Here is a 20,998-nt window from a genome sequence, read left to right as displayed (position 1 = left end):
GATATCGAACATGATTTTAGTGCATTAAAGAGGGCAAGAATGTATGCTCCTGTGGGGACACCCCTTGATGAAATTATTCGTACTTATTGTGTCGCCTAGTGTCTCGTTCTTATTTGAAATAACTATAATATTGCAAGAAAACGGGTTTCTCCGAGAAACCCGTTTTCTATATATTAGGATAAGATTATTGGATTCTTGCCAAAGACTGCTTAAATTCTGCGAGAGAATTAGCGGTAGCTGCTAATTTTAGTAGCTCTTCTAAGATAGTAGGGTTAGTGATTTTGCCGATTATCTCTTCAATTTCTGAAGAAATCTCTCCAAACCGCACAGTTAAAACTGTTTTTATGGCATCGCGGCTTTTTTGTAACGCTCCAATTTCCTTACCGATTTCCTTACCGCGTTCCATTCCTCGTAACTCCCCAATTTCCTCACCAATTTTCCTTCCTCGTAACTCCATATTACTCATTAAAGGCATGGTTCTTTCCTCCTCAAATTGTTTGATTTTACTCTCTAAACTTGACTGCAATTCAGGGGATAAAGTCATCATATTGTCGATGATTTCAAACAGTTTAATTATCTGTTCCCTCTCGAACTCCTTTTCATATAATCCTCTGATTAACTTCCATTTCCACTGTTCCCGTTCTGGCAGCTTCCCAGTAGTCGCTTTCGTTTTCAGGTGTGCCATGACTATTATAGCAAAGGGATTGCTACTTGCTTCTAGTTCTGACCAGCTTTCCTCATAGTCCAGTAATTTAACCGTTGGGAATTTCAGACTCACTTCACAGCCGGCGATAGTATAATTATAGGAATCTGGTCGCCAATTTACTCGTTCATCTCCTAATATAGCGAGACTGATAACCGGTTTCTGATACAAATCAAAGGCCCGATAGTTATAAATATACATCCTCTGGGGGAAATTTTCTTCATATTGGCTTTGAATTTCAATATGAATCAAAATCCAGACTTCTTCTCCCCTGAGTAACCAGACTTTATAGAGTTTGTCAGCGAAACGTTTTTTTGTTTTAGCGGAAGCGGTAATCTGTTTGAGTTCTTTTTCTAGGGATTCGGGAATTTTTGTCCAATCAATCAATTGGTGAACTTCGGGAAAGAAGAAATGCAAAAACGCTTCAAAATACTCGGTTAATGCTTCTTTCCAGGGTTCATCATAATTGGCGGTTTGTGATGTCATGTTTTAGGTTGTAACTCTATTGTATAATCTCATCCGAGATGTCAGTACAAGGGGGATGCTTCCCGCGTTAACCCTTCTCTTTCAATCAAAACTCACTAGAAGTCCAGAAAACGGGTTTCTCAAAGAAACCCGGTTTCTCATTTGTTGGGAAGATGCGATCGCTAACATAAACTAAGCAGTTAAAGTATTTAACCAATTGATTAAATCTTCAACCGTAGAGAAATCGAATAAAGCTTCTCCTAATGCTTCGACATCATCAATACTTAACTCCATGATTTTAGTTTCCAATGAAGGATTAATCTCCCCTAACTTGCGTTTAATTTGACGAATAATAAACGTTTTTTCGCGTTCGATACCTTGTTCGATACCTTGTTCGATACCTTGTTCGATACCGCGTTCAATACCTTGTTCAATACCCCGTTCAATACCTTGTTCGATACCTTGTTCAATACCTTGACGCATCCAACTGGTGGTAATTTGCATAACTCCCTCCTGTACGGGTTGACTAAATGTGCTAATCTCTTCTTGAAATTGTCTCTCTTCCACCGGATTTAGATTGAGATAAGTATCAATAAATCCAGAAATCAATTGCATTCTCGCCGCATCTAACCTTAAAGTGATTAACAAGCGCAGACATTCCGCTTTTACCTTAGCTCGCTCTTTCTCGGCAATGTTCATCTTCGCCATCAAAGCTGAAGCAACCGGATTGTGTTGATTGAGAAAATCTCGCCAATTTAATCGATTTAACTGCACTACTTGATAGTTAAATTCTAATACCTTAAAATCGGGAAAATCAACCACATATTGACTAATCGCTTCTCTTTTTGGCTTTGAATAAGAAAAAATTACAATCGGATAAATCGGTAAGACAAATTTCTCATGAAAGCGAGCAAAATAAGTAAACATTCGCCGATTAAACCCCTGGCGGGAACTTTCCTGCGCCTCCACATGAATCAGAAAAAAAGATTCTTTTCCTCGAAACTTAACTTGTGCGACTAAATCGCTTTCATGTCTTTCTCCTTCCGTGACATCGGTAAATACTTCTTTGTCTAAAAAAGTAATCGAGTCCCTATCTAAATAATCTATCAATTGAGGGAAAAACAACTCGATAAATTCGACAAAAAAGGTGGAGATTAACTCCTTAAATAATCGATCATGGTCAATATTATTAGTCATGTAATATCATCTTAACCAATCTGAGCGATGAATGACTACTCTTATCTATTGTATTCTGAAAAGTCGGTTTTGGCAACGGATTGTTATGACCTCACCTCCTTAACCTACGAGGAGAGGGGGATGCTTCCCGCAAAAAACCCCACAGAAAACGGGTTTCTTGAAGAAACCCGTTTTCTCGAGAAAAAAAACTGGAGCGAGCGCTTTTCGCTACCCCAGTGCTGTCACGGAATTCAATTCTGTATCTAAATTAACACATTATTGGTAGCAAGCATGATTAAGGAAATTGGAAATTTTTCCCAAAGGGGTTTCCAAAGGCTGTAACCCTGACTGACAGGGGATTTCGAGCCTAATAAGGCCAAAGTTTTTGGAGTCTATCCTCGAAAATTAAACTTCGGCACTGAGATGTTCCCCCAGATGAACGGTTTTCACCCATTTTAAACGTTTAGGACGCAAAGCCATCCGCAGGCTGACACTGGGAATAATAATAAACCAGTGCATCATATAAATCATGCCGCGAATGGTTTGAGCAAGGATGTCCAAACCGAGAGCGAAAGTGAATTTTTTACCCGTATTGACTCGGATTAATCCTGTCACCATCCCCCAGAGAGAAAGGGAAAGAGCCAAACCAGTTAAAGGAGTTAAAATCGGAGCTTGATGACGAGTAATTGTGATTAAAAGATCGGGGATAGCTGCCGCAGGTAAGATATATTGAACGATCAAAAAAGCAATTAAATCAAACTTTTTCGGCCAAGGCATGGGAGACTTTAAAATTGCTTTCCAATAGTCGAGATAACGCTGAAAACCACCTTCGGCCCAACGATTGCGCTGATGCCATAAAGCGATCGCAGTTGTCACCCCTTCTTCCGCTACTGCGGGAAAATTTAAGATATTAATTTTCCAATTATCGATATGGAGACGAATAGTTAAATCGAGATCGTCGGTGATCGTTTGTTCATTCCAACCCCCGCAACGATTTAAGGCACTACGTCGGACAAATTGACCATTTCCGCGCAATTCTCCGATTCCTCCCACCGCGATCCGTTGCTGTTGGAAACAACTATCAAAGATCATTTCTACCGCTTGTCCTTTTGTCCAGAAGTTTTCGGCGGCATTGGCGATCGCTTTTCGCACCTGTACCGCACCCACTTCTCGATCGTCGAACATTGGGACCACATGACGCAGTAAATCGGAGGATAATCCCGCATCCGCATCGAATACGCCGATAATTTCCCCGTTAGTCAGGGATAAAACCTGATTCAAGGCGCCGGATTTGCCACCTCCGGCATTAGCAGGACGATGGAGAATTTGTAATTGGGGATATTCTAAAGCAAGGCGATCGAGAATCGCCCCCGTGTTATCGGTACTATAGTCATCGACGATCCAAACTTCTAACTTATCTTGGGGATAGTCTAGATGACAGAGATAATTAACCAGCTTCGTGATTACAGTTTCTTCATTTTTGGCCGCTACTAAGAGGGAAACCCTGGGGACAGAGGTTAAATCCTGATCTGGTAAAGGAATTGGCGGCGTTTCTGGTTTGGTGAACAGCAGCCGCAAAGCTTGCCCCGATAGTACCATAGTTAAGGCGATAATTGCCCAATAACCCCAACTCAGCCAATGAAGTCCGATAATTATTGTCCAGATCGCCATGAGGCTAAAAGCCGCTTTCTGTCTGCGTCCCGATCGGCCTTGAAAAATTTCGCTTCTAAATTCGTCCTCCTCGTCTTCGGGATCGGACCAGTCAGATAGGAGGGAACCAATCGGGTCTAATTCTTCGTTATCATCCTCTCGCGACCAATAATTTTCTGCCATAATCGACTCAGGTTAAGTAACTGTTCCAGTAGAAGCTTATTTCTTGCTTTATCTTACCGAAAATTGTTAAAATTTTTAACAGAATCTTAAGTTTTTTCGGGAAGGAAACCCTAGTTTTTCAGGCTATTGGTTTTTTTTCCCTATAAATGCGCTTTTTCGGCTAAGATTGCTTTGTTTACATTCGTTGAGAAAATTTAACATTTATCCCCTATGTCAAACCTGCTCCTCTGTGTCGGACTGATTTGTGGCTCAATTATTTGGGTGGAGATCGTGCGTGATTGCTATCATGCCCTAGCTCACCATTGGCAGCCCCTTTATCGTCTGCACGTCTGGCATCATCGGGTTTTTCGTCCCGATCTGTCGGTAATGAGCGAGGAAATTTATCGTCGGGCGCACTGGTACAATGATGTACCGGAGGCCTTGGTTATGTTGGCTGCCAGTGTTTTACCGGTACTAATGGCCTACTCTTGGGGGTTCGATCGCCCTTGGTTGGGTTGGTTAGGTTCCCTTTATACTTTGACTTTTCTCAGTACGGCGATCGGTCGAGGTTTAGGTATCGCCAATCTGGAGGAATTAACCGATTTAACCCATCGTCCGGGGCAATTTGAGAGTTTACCCGCTCAATGGCGCGTTAATCGTACCTACCACTGGCGACACCATTTTGATAACCAAAAGGCTTATTATTGTGGAACTTTCACCTTTATGGACAAATTGATGGGGACGGCACTTTCTCTCAAGGGTAAAACGATCGCCATTACCGGAGCGAATGGAACTTTAGGGCGATCGCTGTTAAAGTACCTACAACTGAAGGGGGCTAAGGTGATCGCGCTCACTTCTGGGGAGAATGCGATCGCTATTGAAATTAACGGCGAATCAGTACCTGTAAAAACCGTAAAATGGCAAATCGGTGAAGAAACGCAACTTGAGAACCTATTTAAGTCTGTAGATATACTGATTTTAAATCACGGCGTTAATGTCCACGGCCAAAGAACCCCAGAAGCGATCGAATTAGCCTACCAAGTGAATACTTTTTCCGTCTGGCGTTTAATGGAATTATTCTTCAAAACTGTCCGCACTAACGAGCAAATTGCTCGCAAGGAAGTCTGGGTGAATACCTCGGAAGCGGAGGTTAATCCTGCCTTTAGTCCCCTCTACGAACTCAGTAAACGAGCGATCGGTGATATGATTACCCTGCGTCGTTTAGATGCTCCCTGTGTGGTAAGAAAGCTAATTCTTGGCCCTTTTAAGAGTAATTTAAATCCTGTGGGTATTATGTCCGCCGATTGGGTGGCTAAACAGATTATCAAGGCGGTACAAAGAGATAGTCGCAATATTATTATTACTATTAATCCCTTGACTTTTATCACCTTCCCAATTAAAGAATTCTCTGTTTCTACCTACTTAAAACTATTTACTCGTTCCCCAAAAAATCGGGAAAATCCCTAACTATTTATCCTTAATCCGGGATCAAGACTATTTTTCCGCGCACTCTTTCCGATTCACTATAATTATGAGCTTCTATCACCTGGGAAAAAGTATAGGTGCGATCGATTCTAACAGTTAATTTACCCGATTCGATCGCTTCTCTGAGAAATTGCCAGTCAGACGCTTGTGCTTGAGCAAAAAATATCAGTTTCCCTTTTTGGGGCAACCAAGCACCGAGATAATTTAGGAGGATAATTCCTGGATTTGGTAGGGTGGTTATATAGGTCCCTTGGGGTTTTAAAAGCTGACGACAGTGCCAAAAAGAAGACTTAGCCACAGCATCAAAGATTATATCATATTTCTGCTCAGTTTTTCTCCAATCTTCTTGGGTGTAATCTATAACTTTATCTGCTCCTAAAGAGGTGACATAATCGATATTCTTACTACTACAAACTCCATCTACTTCTGCGGAGAAAAATTTTCCTATCTGCACAGCAAAACTACCCACTCCTCCCGATGCACCATTAACTAAGATCCGATTTCCTGCTTGAATATTGCCAAAATCCCGCAACACTTGCAAAGCGGTAGAAGCAGCCAAAGGGGTGGCAGCAGCTTCAATAAAACTCTGATTATGCGGTTTTTTAACTAATAGGGAAGCGGGAATAATTGCATATTCAGCATAGGTTCTACCGGGTAATTGATTGACAAAACCAAAAACCTCATCTCCGATCTGGAATTGTTCCACCTGACTACCTTTTTCAACGATAATTCCCCCATAATCAAAACCTAATTGTAGGGGAAATTTATTACCTGTGGCTATTTTTAGCATTCCCCGACGAATCTTCCAATCAATCGGATTAATTCCCGCTGCCATAATCTTAATTAAGACTTCTTTCCCCTGAGGAATTGGCTTTTCTATGTCTGTGTATTCGAGAACATTACTATGGCCATAGCGATTAATGATAATAGCTTTCATAATTAAGAAAAAAGTTGATAAAATAGTAGGGGAGCAAAAGTAATGACCAAGAGAACAAAAATCCAAACTCGTCCCGCTAAAAGATTATAATCTTGTCCTAATCTTGACCAAGAGTGACCAGCGATAAAATGACCGAACAGAAACTCAAAACCCACTGTTAATACTAACCAAATTAAACCGATAGTAATTGCTTGACTGGAGGATTCTAGATTCCAAAAATAGACAAAAGTGCCAATATAAAGACTAAAAAAAATGATTCCTGTCAGGGTAGAAATTTGATGAGCGCGTAATTCATCGAGATATTTTCCGTAGGTGGTTTCTCGGAGGATACCGTTACTAATTCCTATTACGATCATCGGGAGCCATGGGACAATGTAGCGACTAATCATAGCTGTTGGTTTAGAACTCGCTCTAATTGGATTATATACTGCAGCTGCTCTAGGCAAATCTCCCAAGGCAAGAGAAAAAGAGAAAAATCTCACTTATCCGACTAATTAGCCATTTTTCGGCTCTCTTATTCTTTGTGTGATCAGTTTAACTTACTATAGAAGCGCTCAATCTTTGTGTCCTCTGTGTCTCTGTGGTTCCTTGCACTCGCTCGCCAGCAAAACTGTATCTTAGAATACATTTTACCCACCAAACCTAAGAAAGCCATTTTTCTAGTTATTATCGCCTCGATCTAGCTGAGGGACAATTCTTGATTTTTGCCAGAGTTATATAAAAAGGGAAAAAAAGGCGTGTAAAAGGACTGACAAGGTTTACACACCTAGACAGCTATAAACATCCGCTGTCAATCTATAATCCCCCATTAGCTCCGATATAAATGTAATCTCGATCCTGTGCTGACTATGATATGTATCACAAATACTGATGAGTTAGGACAGGACAGGGGTGACAGTGGGGTAAATTGTTAATTTTTTTGGGTATTTAGCTACATTATCCGAAAAATGTCACACTAGAGGTAGGGGATTATCAGCGATTCAGGGTATTGCTGGCAGCCGGTGGGAAAAAAGATTAACTTCAACCCTGACGTTATCTGCTATCGAGGAGGCTAATTCTATGGATAATACGGAAACAATCTCAGTCGATCGAGATACCAACAAACTCTATAATAAAATTCTCGTGGCTGTGGATTATCAAGATCCCACTCCAGAGGTATTGAATGCGGCTATTCTCTTAGCGAAAACCTACGCTAGTGAGTTGCGAATTGTTTATAGTCTGTCCAAACCTTTGACTCCCTACACGGAAACTTTTATTTATGGTAATCTGATCGGTTATGGTGGCGGTTATCCCCCCGATATGATCGCCTTGGAACAACAAATCACCGAAGAAATGCAAGCGGAATTACAAGCTTGGTTAAACGGTTTAGTCGATCGAGCTAAGGAAGATAATATCACAGCCAAGGCTGATTATTATATCGGTGATCCGGGTCATAAAATTTGTCAAGTTGCCCAGCAAGAGGGGATAGATTTAATTATTGTTGGTCGTCACGGTCGATCGGGTTTATCTGAGTTAATCTTAGGTAGTGTCAGTAATTATGTGGTGCATCATGCCCCCTGTTCGGTTTTGGTGGTACATATCACTCATTAATTAGAAAGGGTTGAAATCCATTTTTTGCTGTCCATTGAATTGCCCCATCTCTCCCAGTCCAGTAAGTCTTAATCCTGGCCTTTCTCAGTTGATTTCTGGCATTACGGGAGAGATTGTTAGTGACAGCGATCGCTGTTTGCGGTCGAATTGACTCTAACCATTGTTTATCTAGATTGCTTCCCTGCCATAATAACACTAGGGGGCTGAATTCTTGGGATAAATTAACGGGATTTTTCGGGTTGATAATCCATAGCCAAGATTGATTTTTTACCTGAAATTCAAATAAATTTTTCTCGATCAATTGTCCGGTAATTTCACCGAGATTAAATTTTTCTACCTGGGATAAAGTAATAGTTTTTTTGATTGGTATGTCCTTACTGATAGTTGAGAATTGCGCCGAATTATTGACGGTTATTGCTCCTTGTATTTGATTAATTCCCTCCTGTCGCAAAAAAGGCAAAACTGTATAACCTGCTGTTGCGGGTTCCTCCCCATTAATTAAGAGAGTATTTCCTCGATTTTGAATAATTATTACCGGTTGCGATTTGGTGGCTAAAACTGTCACCTGAGTTAAAGTTAAATGTTGATAAATAATCGGTATTAAAATTAAACTGAGGATAAATAAACCAACTAAATGCCACCGTTGACGAAACCAGAGATTGCAGCAGATTAAGGTAAGACAAATATAAATAATTAACATCACTCCTAAAGATAATTTACCTGTGGAATAGGTACTAAAAGGAAGCAGACTAAAAAAGGTAGTAATTTGCAGTAAGAACTCTAGAGGGTAATAAAGAATACTAGCGCCGATACTGCCCAAAGGGGGATAAATTAAGCCTAAAAAAGCAGTAAAAACTCCTCCTAAACTAATTAGGGTAACTAGGGGAGTTGTGATAATATTAATCGGGATATTATAAAGAGCGATCGAGTTAAACGTAAACATTAATAAAGGCATAGTCCAGAGAGTGGCAGCTAGACTAATAGCTATAGGTTCAGCGATTAAATTAGGGAAATAGTCAATTTTATTTTTCAGTAAGGGAACGGTAATAATTAATCCCAAAGTCGCTAAAAAACTTAACTGAAATCCTAAATCCCAAATCCAGAGAGGTTGCCATAATAATAGAATGTTAGCCGCTAGTAACAGGGAACCTAAGCTATTAACTTGTCGATTATAAAGCAGACCGATTAATGCCCCAATTCCCATCAAAATCGCCCGCAGGACTGAAGGTTGTAACCCTGTTAAAGTGCCGTAAATTATTAAGATAGTAAGGGCAATAATAAACTGTTTTTTGGGGGATAAATTGCGAGTAATAGTTAAAACAAATCCCAACAAAATAGCCACATGAAAGCCAGAAGCTGCTAAAATGTGAGCCAATCCAGTTTTAATAAATAAATCAGTGATTTTTGCTGGCAAATTAACCGCTTGTCGTCCGAGGGTAATCGAACTTAATAAAGTCCCTTTTTCTTGGCCTAGTCCTTGAATTTGTGCCTCAACAATGCGCTGACGAATCTGCCAAACTCCCCAAGTCGGTGACTTTTTATTGATAATTATTTCCCCTTTTAAACCAGCAAAAGCACCCCGACGCGCCAGATAATTAGCAAAGTCAAAAGCATTGGGATTATTGGCAGGACGGGGACGATAAAGTAATCCTTTAACTGTTATTTCTTGTCCGGGATAAACCTGATTTTCTGCTAGATTTGGTAGAGTAACGTAGAGTTTACCCTCGGATTTTTCTATGGGTAAATTTTTGAGGCTAAATTCTTTTACTTCTAACCAAAATTGTAAATTTTCTCGGCGATTGAGACGAATTTCTGATATAATATTGCCCGTGATTTTAATAGAGTTAACTACATTATTTTTTAAAAGATGACTGATATCGTTTGCGCTGGGGTAAGGAGTGCGAATTTCCAGATAAACAACGGCAAATATAGCTATTAATCCCGCTGTCAGCCAAATTTTTTTCGGGGGACTTTGCCACCAAAAACGACGGATAAAAATTGTGGTTAACAGGGTAATTAGACTGATAATAACAATTCTAATTACCACTTCTTGCCATCGGTTTAACTGGGGACTAAAATCTAGCAGACCTGTAGATAATAATCCCAAAATATAGGCTAAACTAAGAATAATACTATTAGGGCGATTCATAGAAATTTTTGTCAAAGAATTTCAGAATTAGAGAGCATTATTTTTACCTAAGTATCAGCGAAAATCGAGATTAAAAAGTAACTTAGCATAAACACTATGGGGATCATTAAATGTAGGTAACTTCAATAATTCCTGCTGAAAATTTTGCCATTCCTGGGTCAAAGGATGATTATTTTTAGTGAGAGGAGGAAGATAGGTTTGCAAGAAATTAGAGAGGAGTTCTTCTTGCCAACTTTGCGATCGAGGATATTCTTTAAGACTCCAATCATCACCTAATTTAGCTGTTTTGGCCGCGTATTGTACTGCCGCTTCTAGGCCACCAATTTGATCAACTAAACCAATTTTAACCGCATCTTTTCCCGTCCACACCCGACCTTGGGCCACAGTTCTAACCTTGTCTGGGGATAATTTTCGCCCCTGGACCACCGTCTCGATAAATAAATCATAGAACCGATTAACTGCCCCTTGATAAACTTCTAATTCGTGGGGATTTTTCGGTCTGGTGATAGTAGATATATCGGCCAATTTTCCAGTTTTCACCGTATCCCAATCGATGCCATTGTTGTTAGCAATTTTCTGGATATTTAACAATAATCCAAACACACCGATCGAACCAGTAATTGTATCATTATCAGCAAAAATTCTTTGACCCCCCATGGCGATCCAATAACCCCCAGAAGCTGCCACATCACCCAGAGAAATAATTACTGGTTTTTTCGCATCTAAACGCTTAATTTCCCGCAGAATCACCTCAGAAGCAGTGGCACTTCCCCCCGGACTATTAATTCTCAAAACTACCGCTTTCACATCCTCATTCTCTTGTAATTTTCGCAGTTCTTTTGCCAATTTATCCCCACCGATTTCGCCTCTATCTCCCTGACCTTCTACTATTGTCCCTTCTGCATAAACTATCGCTATTTGATTGCTACTATCTTCCTCCTCATCGAGAGAACTAGCATAATTAGCTAAAGAAATTTGCGAAAAAGAGCCAGAATTTTCCTCCTCATTAGTTTTATTTTTTGCTTCTCCCGTCAACTCTTTAGCTAAAGCAATTACTCGATCTAAATAGGCCACTTCATCAACAAAACCAGCCTTTTTCGCTCTGGTTGCTTCCAGAATACCTTGAGTATCGGAAATAGTTTGCACTTCTTGGGTCGTTAAATTGCGACTTTTGGCCACTGTGGAACTATAATTAGACCAAATTGTATCGAGTAGGGTTTGCAGCTGCTGACGATTCTGGACACTTAAATCCTGACGCGTATAGGGTTCCACCGCACCTTTAAAAGAACCCACTTTTACCACTTGTACCCCCACACCATACTTTTCTAGTGCATCGGCAAAAAAGGTTTGTTGACTACTTAAACCATTAATTTCCATTCTCCCCACGGGATTAATAATCACCTTTTCAGCAACGGAAGCGAGATAATATTCCTTTTCCGTCCATTCCATATCATAGGCGATAATTTTTTTACCCGATTGGCGAAATTTTGCCAAAGCTTGCCGCACTTCCGTCAGGGTAGCATAGCCATATTCACCGATATTGTCGCGACCATAGAGTAACAGACCGACAATATTATCATCAAGGGTGGCCTTTTCGATCGCCGCTATCACCTGTCGTAAATTTAAAGTGGTCGTACTCTCACCGGTCAAACTATCGGCTAAACTGGAACTAGGGGGAGCATCGCTGATATTGGTGGCTAAGTTAAAAACTAAGACTGATTTTTCCTTAACTGAGGAGCTATCGCTAGACATCAGGGAAGAAAGCAGTAAAAATGCTAATCCCCCCACACCTAAGACCGAAAATGCCAATAATCCCAATAAAGTTCCCAAGCAACTAGCGAAAGTTTGTTTAAAAAACTGCCCCATCGGTTTTCATCTGCTACTAATTATCCTGTTTCCTATTGTAGGGATTCCCCGCCCAGAAACAAGTTTTTTATTTCCGAACAAATGTACTAAAGACCTTGAGGATAGTGACTGGAGTTGTGAGGTGTCAAGGGATCGGCTAAGATTGTCATAGACAATTTCCAGTCAAAGAGATGAATCAATTAAAACCCAAACTTGTCAATTATCCAGATTGGGATCGAAAAGAACAAATTAAACGAAATCGTTCGGCTTTGGCTATCTTAGAACAAAGACGACAAAAACGCTCACAAATAACCGATGAGCAAGACCAAGAAATCTCCCAGTTTTTGCTCAATTTTCGCCAGTGCGATTGATAATGGTAGATACTATTATTCTTGCTCATTGGCAGTTATTAAAAAAACAATATCGGCTCTCTTATTCTTGGTGTGATAAGTTTAAATTATATAGTAGCGATCTTGGTGTTCTTTGTGTCTCTGTGGTTCGTTCCACGCTACCACTAATGTCAAACATTTTCAGGGATTCGCAGAAGCTTTAAATTGGCAAGATATTAACCTCTAACAGCTTTGATCTTGATCATTTTTTCACTTTAATTACTTAGTCTTATGCAGTTTATTGATCGCGCCGAAATAGAAGTGGAAGGGGGTAAGGGAGGTGATGGAATTGTCGCTTTCCGTCGGGAAAAATACGTCCCTGCTGGCGGTCCGGCCGGTGGTAATGGGGGAAAAGGTGGTTCGGTGATTTTTGTGGCCACTCAGAACCTGCAAACCCTGCTAGATTTCCAGTATAGTCGCTATTTTAAGGCCGATGACGGTAAACGGGGCGGTCCGAACAACTGCACCGGGGCCAACGGTAGCGATCGCATTATTAAAGTTCCCTGTGGTACAGTGGTTTATGATCTCGATAGCGAGGAAATTATCGGCGATTTAGTCACTCCCGAACAGACTTTAATCGTGGCTGCCGGGGGAAAAGGGGGATTAGGCAACCGCCACTTTTTAAGCAATAATAACCGCGCACCCGAATACGCTTTACCCGGTTTAGACGGAGAAAAACGCCATTTACGCCTAGAATTGAAGTTATTAGCGGAAGTGGGACTGATTGGGCTGCCCAATGCGGGAAAATCCACCCTAATCTCCGCCGTTTCCTCTGCTCGTCCCAAAATCGCCGATTATCCCTTTACAACTCTTATCCCTAACTTGGGAGTGGTACGCAAACCCACGGGAGATGGGACGGTATTCGCCGATATTCCAGGATTAATCGAGGGAGCGCACCGAGGAATCGGCCTAGGACACGAATTTTTACGCCATATCGAACGCACACGCCTGTTAATTCATCTTGTCTCCTTGACAGCAGAAGACCCGATCGCCGATTATCAAATTATCCAGGGAGAATTGGCCGCCTATGGTCGAGGCTTAGAAAAGCGATCGCAAATACTGGTTTTCAACAAAATTGATGCTGTGGACGAGGAAACGATAGATAACTATCAAAAGCAGTTTGCTAAAATAACTAATGCCGAGATTTTGACTATTTCCGCCGTGACGGGAGCCGGATTAACCACTCTACTCGCCAAAGTTTGGCAGCAATTAGAGCAACTGGAGAGGGTCGAGGATGAAACCCCTTCCCTGTTTTCCTAAAATCGCTCGTTAGTTGTTGGGTTGCCGGGGTGCGGGTGGTCGGCGATTGCTCGGTCTTCTTTCCGTACCTTCAAAGTTACCGTTAGAACGACGGGTGCGGCGCTGTTCGCCTTCATTTTCGGCCGCATAGACTTCTAGATAAACAGAGCGACCCACATTTGCGGCCGCCATTTCTAGGGTAGTTCTAATCGCCTGTAAATTGCGCCCTCCCCGGCCGTAAACTTTGCCTTTATCGGCATCATCGAAGGCTACACGCACCCAAAGACGTTCATTTTCTTTACAGCGCTCGATATCCAATCTCAGACTGGCTGGATCTTCCAAAAACGGCTCGATCATAAATTTCACCAGTTCGAGATAATTGGGGGTACTAGCCATTGATTTTCTCGAAAATTTTCTGTTTGGTGAGAATGCCGCGCACGGTGTCCGTCGGTTGCGCCCCTTGTTGTAAGCGTCGGATGATTCCTTCTTCATCCAGACGTACTTCATCGGTGCGGGGATTGTAAAATCCTAATTCCTCTAGGGGACGACCATCGCGACGACTGGTGCTAACGGCCGCAACGATACGATAACTGGCTTCGCGTTTTTTACCAAAGCGTTTTAGACGTAATTTGATCATGGTTACTCAAAAATTCTCCTTTCCGATTCTAACTCATCCAGGCGGTATTTCCACAAGTGGCGATCGAGAAAACGGTCGGCAGCCATTCGATATTATTGAAAATAACGCCGAAAACGAGGGTCTAAATGGTCTTTTTTGCGGCGATTACAGCATAAACAAAGGGTTTGCAGGTTACTAATGTCGTTACTGCCACCTAAAGCTAAGGGAATGATATGATCTATGGAAAGTTGGGCTAATTTTTCGGGTTTACCGCAACTCTGACATTGATAATTATCCCTTTGATAAACATATTTTCTCACTTCGATCGGAATCGGTATTCTCGGAGTTTTTGCCATGATAATTACAGCAGGCGACAGGATAGAGGTGATTGCTTTAATTTATTTTCCTCATTACCTAATTAGGTTTTCAGGAATTGAAGTTAGTTTTTTCTGGATTTTCTCGCAACATTTGCCGAATTTCCTCTAGGGGTGATTCTGGTTCTTGCTCAATTGTGCTTTCTTCGGGAATAAATTCTAGAGTAATTTTTATTTGACGAGTTTCAGCGAAATCCTTAAAGCCTTGATTTGTCATTTCTTTCCAGAAAATTTCATTTTGAATATTACTCAACTCAGTGTTTGACCTGTTTGAAAGTTTTTCTAAAACACTAGAAAAAGTACATTCTCCATAAATTTTAACTTTTCCTGTTCTCCAGTCTTTCTCACCCCATATTAATAATTTACAATCCTTCTCAATCGGATAATGAACCCATTCAATTTTACTAATTTGACCAAAGAGAGAATATTCTTGCCGATCTTTTCTTAGTCTTCCATAGGAAGTAAAGTTGTCGATATACTTCAAAAAATCTGCTTGGATTTCTTCTTTAAATTTTCTCACTAAAATAACTTCTTCATCTTCAAACATCAATACACTATAATCATTTTCGATAATGATTTTCCGAGAGTTGTTAAAAGTATTAATATTCATTCTTTTGCTCCTTAATGACTCAAAGACAAATTACTCGTACTCAACTAAACTAGCGTAGTTATTACCCTCGATAAACTTGCCAGCGATAGTTATCTTTCCTGAACCAACTTTAACATTACCGAAAAATAAATTACCTGACTTAGTTAAAGGAGTCCAGTTACCCGATGATTGATCGATGATAACCACAGCTAAAGCATTAGGTACTTCTATTTTAAAATTTACCAATTGATTCTTAGTTAATTTGGCTATTGTGGGACTATAAAGATAGGCCTTATTTTCTTCAAAAGTAGCATAGGTTTTCGGGATAGGGACACCCCTAGCATTGCTGGTAATTCGATAAGATAAAGCATGATTAAAGTGGTTTTGATCGGATTTATTTTTAGAGAAAACCATCAAATCATAAGTACCAGCGTGGGGAAAGGAAACTTTAATTATTGCTTGTCCATTGACTCTTTGAATTAAGGGTAAATGGCTATTGATAGGTAAATTATTTTGCTGCAATTGAGCAGAAATCTGGGTGTGATTAGGAACTTGTAAAATAACTTCTGTCATTCCTGAAGACTGGATATCATAACTTTTGTGATTGACTACTTTTATACCATCTCGAAAAAATTGTGATGTCACAATCGGCCAAGAATCAAATTGTTGTTTTCTATAAACTTTCGGTAATAATTGCCACCGGGTTTGTTCGGGAAAATGACTATAAATTAATTGTGCGGGTGGAGTAGCAAAATAATGAGGATTAAATTGCCGTTGAAATTGATTGTTATTGACTACTCCCGCACCCCAAGTTGCATCAATTAGATACCAAGCATTATTAATTCTGACAGTATTCCAAGCATGGTTAGCATCACTACCATTGCCCACTAGATAGCCTAATCCTTTTGCATAACCGATAACAACTGCTGATTTTAATCCCATTTTTTCTGCTAAAGCTTGATAAAGATTGGCATAACCTGAACAGACAGCAAAACGATTTTTGAGGACAGTATAAGGACTCGCATCACCGTAATTACCCCTGAAAAAACTTGCCACATCGTAGGTAATATTATGGGTGATCCAAACGTAAATAATGCGGGCTTTTTCGGCTTCTGTTTTGGCATATTTAGATAAAATTGTTGCTAATTCTGATAGAGAATTGCCTGAATAATTGATGCTGCGAGCTAGAGGATCAATGTTTTGATAATTTCCCTGTCTAACTTGGAGATCATTCCCTGGAATAATTGGCTGAGAAATTTGCAGATTATTAGTATTATAAATTAAGTCATTTGCTGGTTTAAATGATTGAAAATTCCTGAGCAGTTGAGAACTTTGGTTTTTAAATGCCATCCCAAAGGAGATTAAAACTAAAAAGATGAAAATCCCTGGAATTGTCCTTCCGGATTGCCGATTCTTGCGGCGGCGATAATTTCTTTTATAAGCCATAGTTGCTGCTAATAAAAAGTAAAGATTGCCAGTCTTAGTCTGCTCTGCTCCTATTATCTCTCAAAGCTAACTATTTTTTTGAGATTTTCCTGTGATCTTAATTACTGACAATTAAAATATTGGCTCTCTTATTCTTTGTGTGATAAGTTTAACTTATATAGTAGCGATCAATCTTTGTGTCCTTTGTGTCTGGAGTGGTTCTTTCCACTCCCTCGCCCGCAAGACTGTATCTTAGAATACATTTTACCCACCAAACCTGGGAGAGCCAAATATTAATCTAGCTAAAGTAATAAGTGTGTTAGCAAAAACTAACACACCCAAAATTAAGATTAGATTTTTTACCCCTCTCTAACCGTAAACTTTACCATAATACTCTTGATATTCTGTGGATAACAAAGGTTGCCACCAATCCCGATGATCGAGATACCATTGAATGGTTTTTCTTAATCCCCCTTCTACCGTTTCTTGAGGTTGCCAACCTAATTCAGTGCGAATTTTACTGGCATCAATAGCATACCGGCGATCATGTCCGGGGCGATCCTTGACAAAAGTAATTAAATTGTGAGCAGGTTTCACGGGTAAATCGGGAGCTAATTCATCCATTAACTCACATAACATCCTGACTAAATCGATATTTTTTACCTCATTATTCCCGCCAATATTATAGGTTTCTCCTGCTTTTCCCTTGTGAATAACTGTATCTAAAGCTTGACAATGATCCCGCACATATAACCAATCTCGAACATTTTGACCATCACCATAAACAGGTAAAGGTTTACCCAAAAGAATATTAATACACATCAAAGGGATTAACTTTTCGGGAAAATGATAGGAACCATAATTATTAGAGCAATTGGTAATAATTGTCGGCATTCCGTAGGTGTGAAAATAAGCTCTCGCTAGATGATCACTCCCCGCTTTTGAGGCAGAATAGGGACTATTAGGAGCATAGGGAGTAGTTTCGGTAAAAGCTGGATCATCTACTCCTAAACTGCCATAAACCTCATCGGTGGAAACGTGCAGAAAACGATAGTTATCGGGTTGATGATTACTTAACCAATGTTGCCGAAAACTTTCTAATAGAGTAAAAGTTCCCACCACATTAGTTTGGACAAAAGCCCCAGGACCAAGAATCGATCGATCCACATGGGATTCGGCGGCAAAATGGGCAACTGTATCGATATTTTCACTGGCAAATAATTGATCAACTAAAGCTCGATCGCAGATATCCCCTTGCAGAAAACGGAAATTCTTTCTATCTTTCAGTGTCGCTAAATTATTCAAATTGCCCGCGTAGGTAAGAGCATCGAGAACAATGACACGATCCTCGGGATAATTCTCGCACCAATGATGAACAAAATTCGAGCCGATAAATCCCGCTCCACCAGTAATTACTATGTTTCTAGCTTGATTTTCTGTCGCCATGGCCACCTCTAGCAAAAGTTCGCTACTTATTCTAGGCCTTTTTGCTTCACAATTCCTGCTCAAAAGTGATCTGATCGGAGTGATAATCCGGCGGTTCAACGTGAATTAAAATTCTCACAGGGCTAAATTGTTGGGTTAATCTTGCTTCTACCGCTTCCGTGATCCTGTGAGCAGTTTCCACATCTTGAGCGCAGACAACTAGGTGCATTTCTATAAATACCTGTCTTCCCACCAGTCCCCGAGATGCGATCGCATGACAATTAAGCACCCCCGGCACCTCCATGACAATTTGATGAATCACCTCAGGAGCGATCGCCATTTCATCCACTAACAAAGGTAAATTTTCCTTGAGGACTTTCCAACCACTGCTAAACACCAAAAAAGCGACAGGAAAAGACAACATCACATCTAACCATTGTAATTGGGGAATATTAGCCCTATTACCCACCCAAACCCCAACTAACCCCAATAAAACCGTAATTGTCACCCACACATCACTCATGGTATGACGAGCATCGGCAATCAAAATCGGACTACCGACACGCTGCCCCACGGATCTTTCATAATAGGTGACAAAAATATTCACCCCTAAAACGATAATTAATAGCCATAATTCTGGACCTGCAATCTCGACGGGTTTTCCGCCTTTGATAATACGCATAATCGCCCCCTGCAAGATTTCAAAACAGGCAATTCCCAAAAAGGCAGCGATCGCTAAAGCTCCGATCGCTTCGTATTTCAGATGTCCGTAGGGATGATCTCGATCGGGATAGGGAGAGGAAAACCGCATCGCTACCAATCCCAAGACATTATTAGCACTATCGGTGACACTATGGAGAGCATCCGCTTGCAGACTCAAAGAACCAATCCTCAAACCCACCCCCGCTTTGATCGCCATAACCAAAATGTTCAGCAGCAGGGTGATCCAAAGAACTTTTTGGACGGTAGCCCGATTATCTCTTAAAACAGCCACAGGATTATCAGTTATCAGTTATCAGTATTAATTTTCCCACTCCTATCTCCGTTTTTTTCCTTTTTACTTTTGGCTCTTCCAGAGTACTGGACAGTGCCAAGTTCGGCTCTCTTATTCTTTGTGTGATCAGCTTAACTTACCATAGAAGCGATCAATCTTTGTGTCCTCTGTGTCTGGAGTGGTTCCTTCCACTCTCTCGCCAGCAGGACTGTATCTTAAAATACATTTTACCCACCAAACCCAAGAGAGCCGAAGTTCTTGCCGGGGGGAAAATCTGACTATCACCAGGATGTTCAGGCTCAAATTTTGGCTAAAGTCGAAGCCTTTGAAGGTTTTGTTACTGCCCTTGGTTTGCTCCCAATTCTCAGTTTAGATTAGAATTGCCTAAGACCATTTGGGCAGACTTCCCGGGCTGGTTTTGCACTCTTTCCTGCCATGACTTCCCCAGCGAGCGGATTGCTCTGCTCGCCCCGCAACACCTTCGCCCAAGCCTTTTTCCCGCAAAGCCCACCCAGTCCACTTTTGCCTAAATTACTCGCCGCCAAACCCGACCCCATCCCCAATCCTGATCCGCTGGACTTAGCCCCATAATCGTTACTCGATTTTACCAATCTAAACTTCCTACTCTCCAGGAACGAAGAGCCAGATAAAAAAACCTAGAAATCAGATTTTAGGATGGTAAACAAGTTGAATATCGATTTTATTTCTCTTGAATTCCCACTCTTGACCTCTCAGTCTTCCGATCTTCCAGAAATTTTCCTTGTTGCTGGAGAACTATGATACAATGGCATCAAAAAATAGAGGAAAAATTTTTTATCATGGACAAGGTGTCAACACCAAGCCTATCAATTGTTATTCCCACTAGAGAAGGATTCGCTGACCACTGGTTTAATGCGCTGACCGAGGTCAAGGGAGAAATAGAATTTATCTTGGTTCATCCACCAGGAGCACCTAAGTATCCCACTTCCGACCCCAGGGTACAGCAAATAGTCAGTCCCTTGCGGGGAGAAATTATTCAACGTGCCACAGGTTTGATGAATGCTACCGCTCCCTATATATTGACAATTAATTGTGATGAGTATATCAATCCCGACATTCCAGAAATTAGCCGTCAATACTTTTCCAGATTTCCTGACAGTTGGGTCATGAGACTTAGCCGGAAAAATGTTGAATTTGGTAAAAAAGAAATTCTGGAAGCTCCTTGGCTTTCACCGAACCCCATCGAAAAATTAGAGGTTTGTGGTAGGTCTCAAGGTAACTCTAAGCTATACGAACAAGGCAACTGCCTATTGGAAATTCCCATTACTCCTATCGATAATAAATTTGATGTAATGTGTCTTTTTAGAGGAAGGAGAGATCATCGAGGTCCCCATACAGAGAATTTTGACAAGAAGGTTTGGAAAACTTCTATAGTACAGGAAACCCTAGAGGATCTGGTGGGGTTAATGCCTTTTATGGGTCCGTTTAAGTATATTCCCTTTTGGTGTCTTGATCGAGTTTTAGGACTAGCTATACAAGCGAAGTTTTTTGAGCAAGGAAAAGGCAAAATTATTGGTCATCTCTTACCGCTGCCAGAACAAATTCGTATTGAAAATAATCCACCTGAATATATACGATTTAATCGTTATGGGGTACTTTCTGAACTTTACTTGATCAGACGTTTTCCCCAATACGGATATATGTGGAATCTAGTTATTCCCGACATCTTAAATGTGCCGCGAATCTTTATTCGTTCTCGCTTGGGTAAAGAGGTATAAAATATCAGTCTATCTGTAATCTTTTAAG

20 protein-coding genes and 1 pseudogene are annotated in these 20,998 nt (G+C 40.7%); 7 read left to right on the top strand and 14 right to left on the bottom strand.

Annotation, left to right across the window (positions count from 1 at the left end; genetic code table 11):
- A pseudogene (locus tag MiAbW_RS06075) lies at positions 1-99 on the top strand (IS630 family transposase); the annotation flags it as partial.
- A gap of 85 nt (positions 100-184) precedes the next feature.
- Here the strand turns inward: MiAbW_RS06075 and MiAbW_RS06070 are convergent.
- Both MiAbW_RS06070 and MiAbW_RS06065 read right to left on the bottom strand, forming a co-directional pair.
- Positions 185-1,189: an Rpn family recombination-promoting nuclease/putative transposase gene (locus MiAbW_RS06070; RefSeq protein ID WP_151695350.1), complete on the bottom strand. Its 1,005-nt coding sequence runs from the start codon at positions 1,187-1,189 to the stop codon at positions 185-187.
- Positions 1,190-1,360: 171 nt separating this feature from the next.
- Positions 1,361-2,365 (bottom strand): DUF4351 domain-containing protein, encoded by a 1,005-nt coding sequence (locus MiAbW_RS06065; protein ID WP_151695349.1) that lies wholly within the window; start codon positions 2,363-2,365, stop codon positions 1,361-1,363.
- A gap of 27 nt (positions 2,366-2,392) precedes the next feature.
- Here MiAbW_RS06065 and MiAbW_RS06060 point away from each other — a divergent pair, with 27 nt between their 5' ends.
- Positions 2,393-2,611, top strand: coding sequence for a hypothetical protein (locus MiAbW_RS06060; RefSeq protein WP_151695348.1), 219 nt, complete (start codon positions 2,393-2,395; stop codon positions 2,609-2,611).
- A gap of 138 nt (positions 2,612-2,749) precedes the next feature.
- Here the strand turns inward: MiAbW_RS06060 and MiAbW_RS06055 are convergent, their stop codons facing one another.
- Positions 2,750-4,177 carry a glycosyltransferase gene (locus MiAbW_RS06055; RefSeq protein ID WP_151695347.1) on the bottom strand — a complete coding sequence of 476 codons (1,428 nt, stop codon included), beginning with the start codon at positions 4,175-4,177 and terminating at the stop codon, positions 2,750-2,752.
- A 210-nt stretch (positions 4,178-4,387) separates the two neighbouring features.
- Between MiAbW_RS06055 and MiAbW_RS06050 the strand changes: the two genes are divergently transcribed.
- Complete coding sequence (locus MiAbW_RS06050; RefSeq protein WP_151695346.1) at positions 4,388-5,623, top strand: bifunctional sterol desaturase/short chain dehydrogenase; 1,236 nt, start codon at positions 4,388-4,390, stop codon at positions 5,621-5,623.
- 10 nt (positions 5,624-5,633) lie between these two features.
- On the opposite strand, the gene MiAbW_RS06045 is transcribed toward MiAbW_RS06050, so the two are convergent.
- Positions 5,634-6,578, bottom strand: a complete 945-nt coding sequence (locus MiAbW_RS06045; protein ID WP_151695345.1) for an NAD(P)-dependent alcohol dehydrogenase — start codon at positions 6,576-6,578, stop codon at positions 5,634-5,636.
- A 2-nt stretch (positions 6,579-6,580) separates the two neighbouring features.
- Positions 6,581-6,967, bottom strand: a complete 387-nt coding sequence (locus tag MiAbW_RS06040; RefSeq protein ID WP_151695344.1) for a hypothetical protein — start codon at positions 6,965-6,967, stop codon at positions 6,581-6,583.
- A gap of 670 nt (positions 6,968-7,637) precedes the next feature.
- Between MiAbW_RS06040 and MiAbW_RS06035 the strand changes: the two genes are divergently transcribed.
- Positions 7,638-8,168, top strand: a complete 531-nt coding sequence (locus tag MiAbW_RS06035; RefSeq protein WP_151695343.1) for a universal stress protein — start codon at positions 7,638-7,640, stop codon at positions 8,166-8,168.
- Here the strand turns inward: MiAbW_RS06035 and MiAbW_RS06030 are convergent.
- Positions 8,158-10,317, bottom strand: a complete 2,160-nt coding sequence (locus MiAbW_RS06030; protein ID WP_151695342.1) for a ComEC/Rec2 family competence protein — start codon at positions 10,315-10,317, stop codon at positions 8,158-8,160. The genes MiAbW_RS06035 and MiAbW_RS06030 overlap by 11 nt on opposite strands.
- A 54-nt stretch (positions 10,318-10,371) precedes the next feature.
- Positions 10,372-12,183 carry a signal peptide peptidase SppA gene (sppA, locus tag MiAbW_RS06025; protein WP_151695341.1) on the bottom strand — a complete coding sequence of 604 codons (1,812 nt, stop codon included), beginning with the start codon at positions 12,181-12,183 and terminating at the stop codon, positions 10,372-10,374.
- A gap of 170 nt (positions 12,184-12,353) precedes the next feature.
- On the opposite strand from sppA, the gene MiAbW_RS06020 reads away from it, so the two are divergent.
- Positions 12,354-12,533 (top strand): hypothetical protein, encoded by a 180-nt coding sequence (locus MiAbW_RS06020; protein WP_238707203.1) that lies wholly within the window; start codon positions 12,354-12,356, stop codon positions 12,531-12,533.
- A 249-nt stretch (positions 12,534-12,782) separates the two neighbouring features.
- Positions 12,783-13,811 (top strand): GTPase ObgE, encoded by a 1,029-nt coding sequence (gene obgE / locus MiAbW_RS06010; RefSeq protein WP_151695340.1) that lies wholly within the window; start codon positions 12,783-12,785, stop codon positions 13,809-13,811.
- A 9-nt stretch (positions 13,812-13,820) separates the two neighbouring features.
- Here obgE and MiAbW_RS06005 read toward each other — a convergent pair whose 3' ends face one another.
- The 7 genes from MiAbW_RS06005 to MiAbW_RS05975 all read right to left on the bottom strand — a co-directional run bounded on the left by MiAbW_RS06005 (position 13,821) and on the right by MiAbW_RS05975 (position 19,213).
- Positions 13,821-14,186, bottom strand: a complete 366-nt coding sequence (locus MiAbW_RS06005) for a KH domain-containing protein (RefSeq protein WP_151695339.1) — start codon at positions 14,184-14,186, stop codon at positions 13,821-13,823.
- Positions 14,179-14,427, bottom strand: coding sequence for a 30S ribosomal protein S16 (gene rpsP, locus MiAbW_RS06000; RefSeq protein WP_151695338.1), 249 nt, complete (start codon positions 14,425-14,427; stop codon positions 14,179-14,181). The genes MiAbW_RS06005 and rpsP overlap by 8 nt, the downstream gene beginning before the upstream one ends.
- A gap of 92 nt (positions 14,428-14,519) precedes the next feature.
- On the bottom strand, positions 14,520-14,762 hold the full coding sequence (locus tag MiAbW_RS05995; protein WP_002738070.1) for an HNH endonuclease: 243 nt from the start codon (positions 14,760-14,762) through the stop codon (positions 14,520-14,522).
- A 70-nt stretch (positions 14,763-14,832) separates the two neighbouring features.
- Complete coding sequence (locus tag MiAbW_RS05990; RefSeq protein WP_151695337.1) at positions 14,833-15,390, bottom strand: KGK domain protein; 558 nt, start codon at positions 15,388-15,390, stop codon at positions 14,833-14,835.
- A 30-nt stretch (positions 15,391-15,420) separates the two neighbouring features.
- Positions 15,421-16,815, bottom strand: coding sequence for a transglutaminase domain-containing protein (locus tag MiAbW_RS05985; protein ID WP_151695336.1), 1,395 nt, complete (start codon positions 16,813-16,815; stop codon positions 15,421-15,423).
- A 348-nt stretch (positions 16,816-17,163) separates the two neighbouring features.
- Positions 17,164-18,240, bottom strand: coding sequence for a dTDP-glucose 4,6-dehydratase (rfbB, locus tag MiAbW_RS05980; RefSeq protein WP_151695335.1), 1,077 nt, complete (start codon positions 18,238-18,240; stop codon positions 17,164-17,166).
- A gap of 46 nt (positions 18,241-18,286) precedes the next feature.
- Positions 18,287-19,213, bottom strand: coding sequence for a cation diffusion facilitator family transporter (locus MiAbW_RS05975; RefSeq protein WP_151695334.1), 927 nt, complete (start codon positions 19,211-19,213; stop codon positions 18,287-18,289).
- An 818-nt stretch (positions 19,214-20,031) separates the two neighbouring features.
- Here MiAbW_RS05975 and MiAbW_RS05965 point away from each other — a divergent pair.
- Complete coding sequence (locus MiAbW_RS05965) at positions 20,032-20,970, top strand: transposase (RefSeq protein ID WP_151695355.1); 939 nt, start codon at positions 20,032-20,034, stop codon at positions 20,968-20,970.
- The last annotated feature ends 28 nt before the right edge of the window (positions 20,971-20,998 follow it).

Source organism: Microcystis aeruginosa NIES-4325 (assembly GCF_008974145.1).
Classification (GTDB): Bacteria; Cyanobacteriota; Cyanobacteriia; order Cyanobacteriales; family Microcystaceae; genus Microcystis; species Microcystis aeruginosa_G.
Note: the sequence above shows the minus strand (reverse complement) of the source record. Positions and strands in the feature narration are given on the sequence as shown.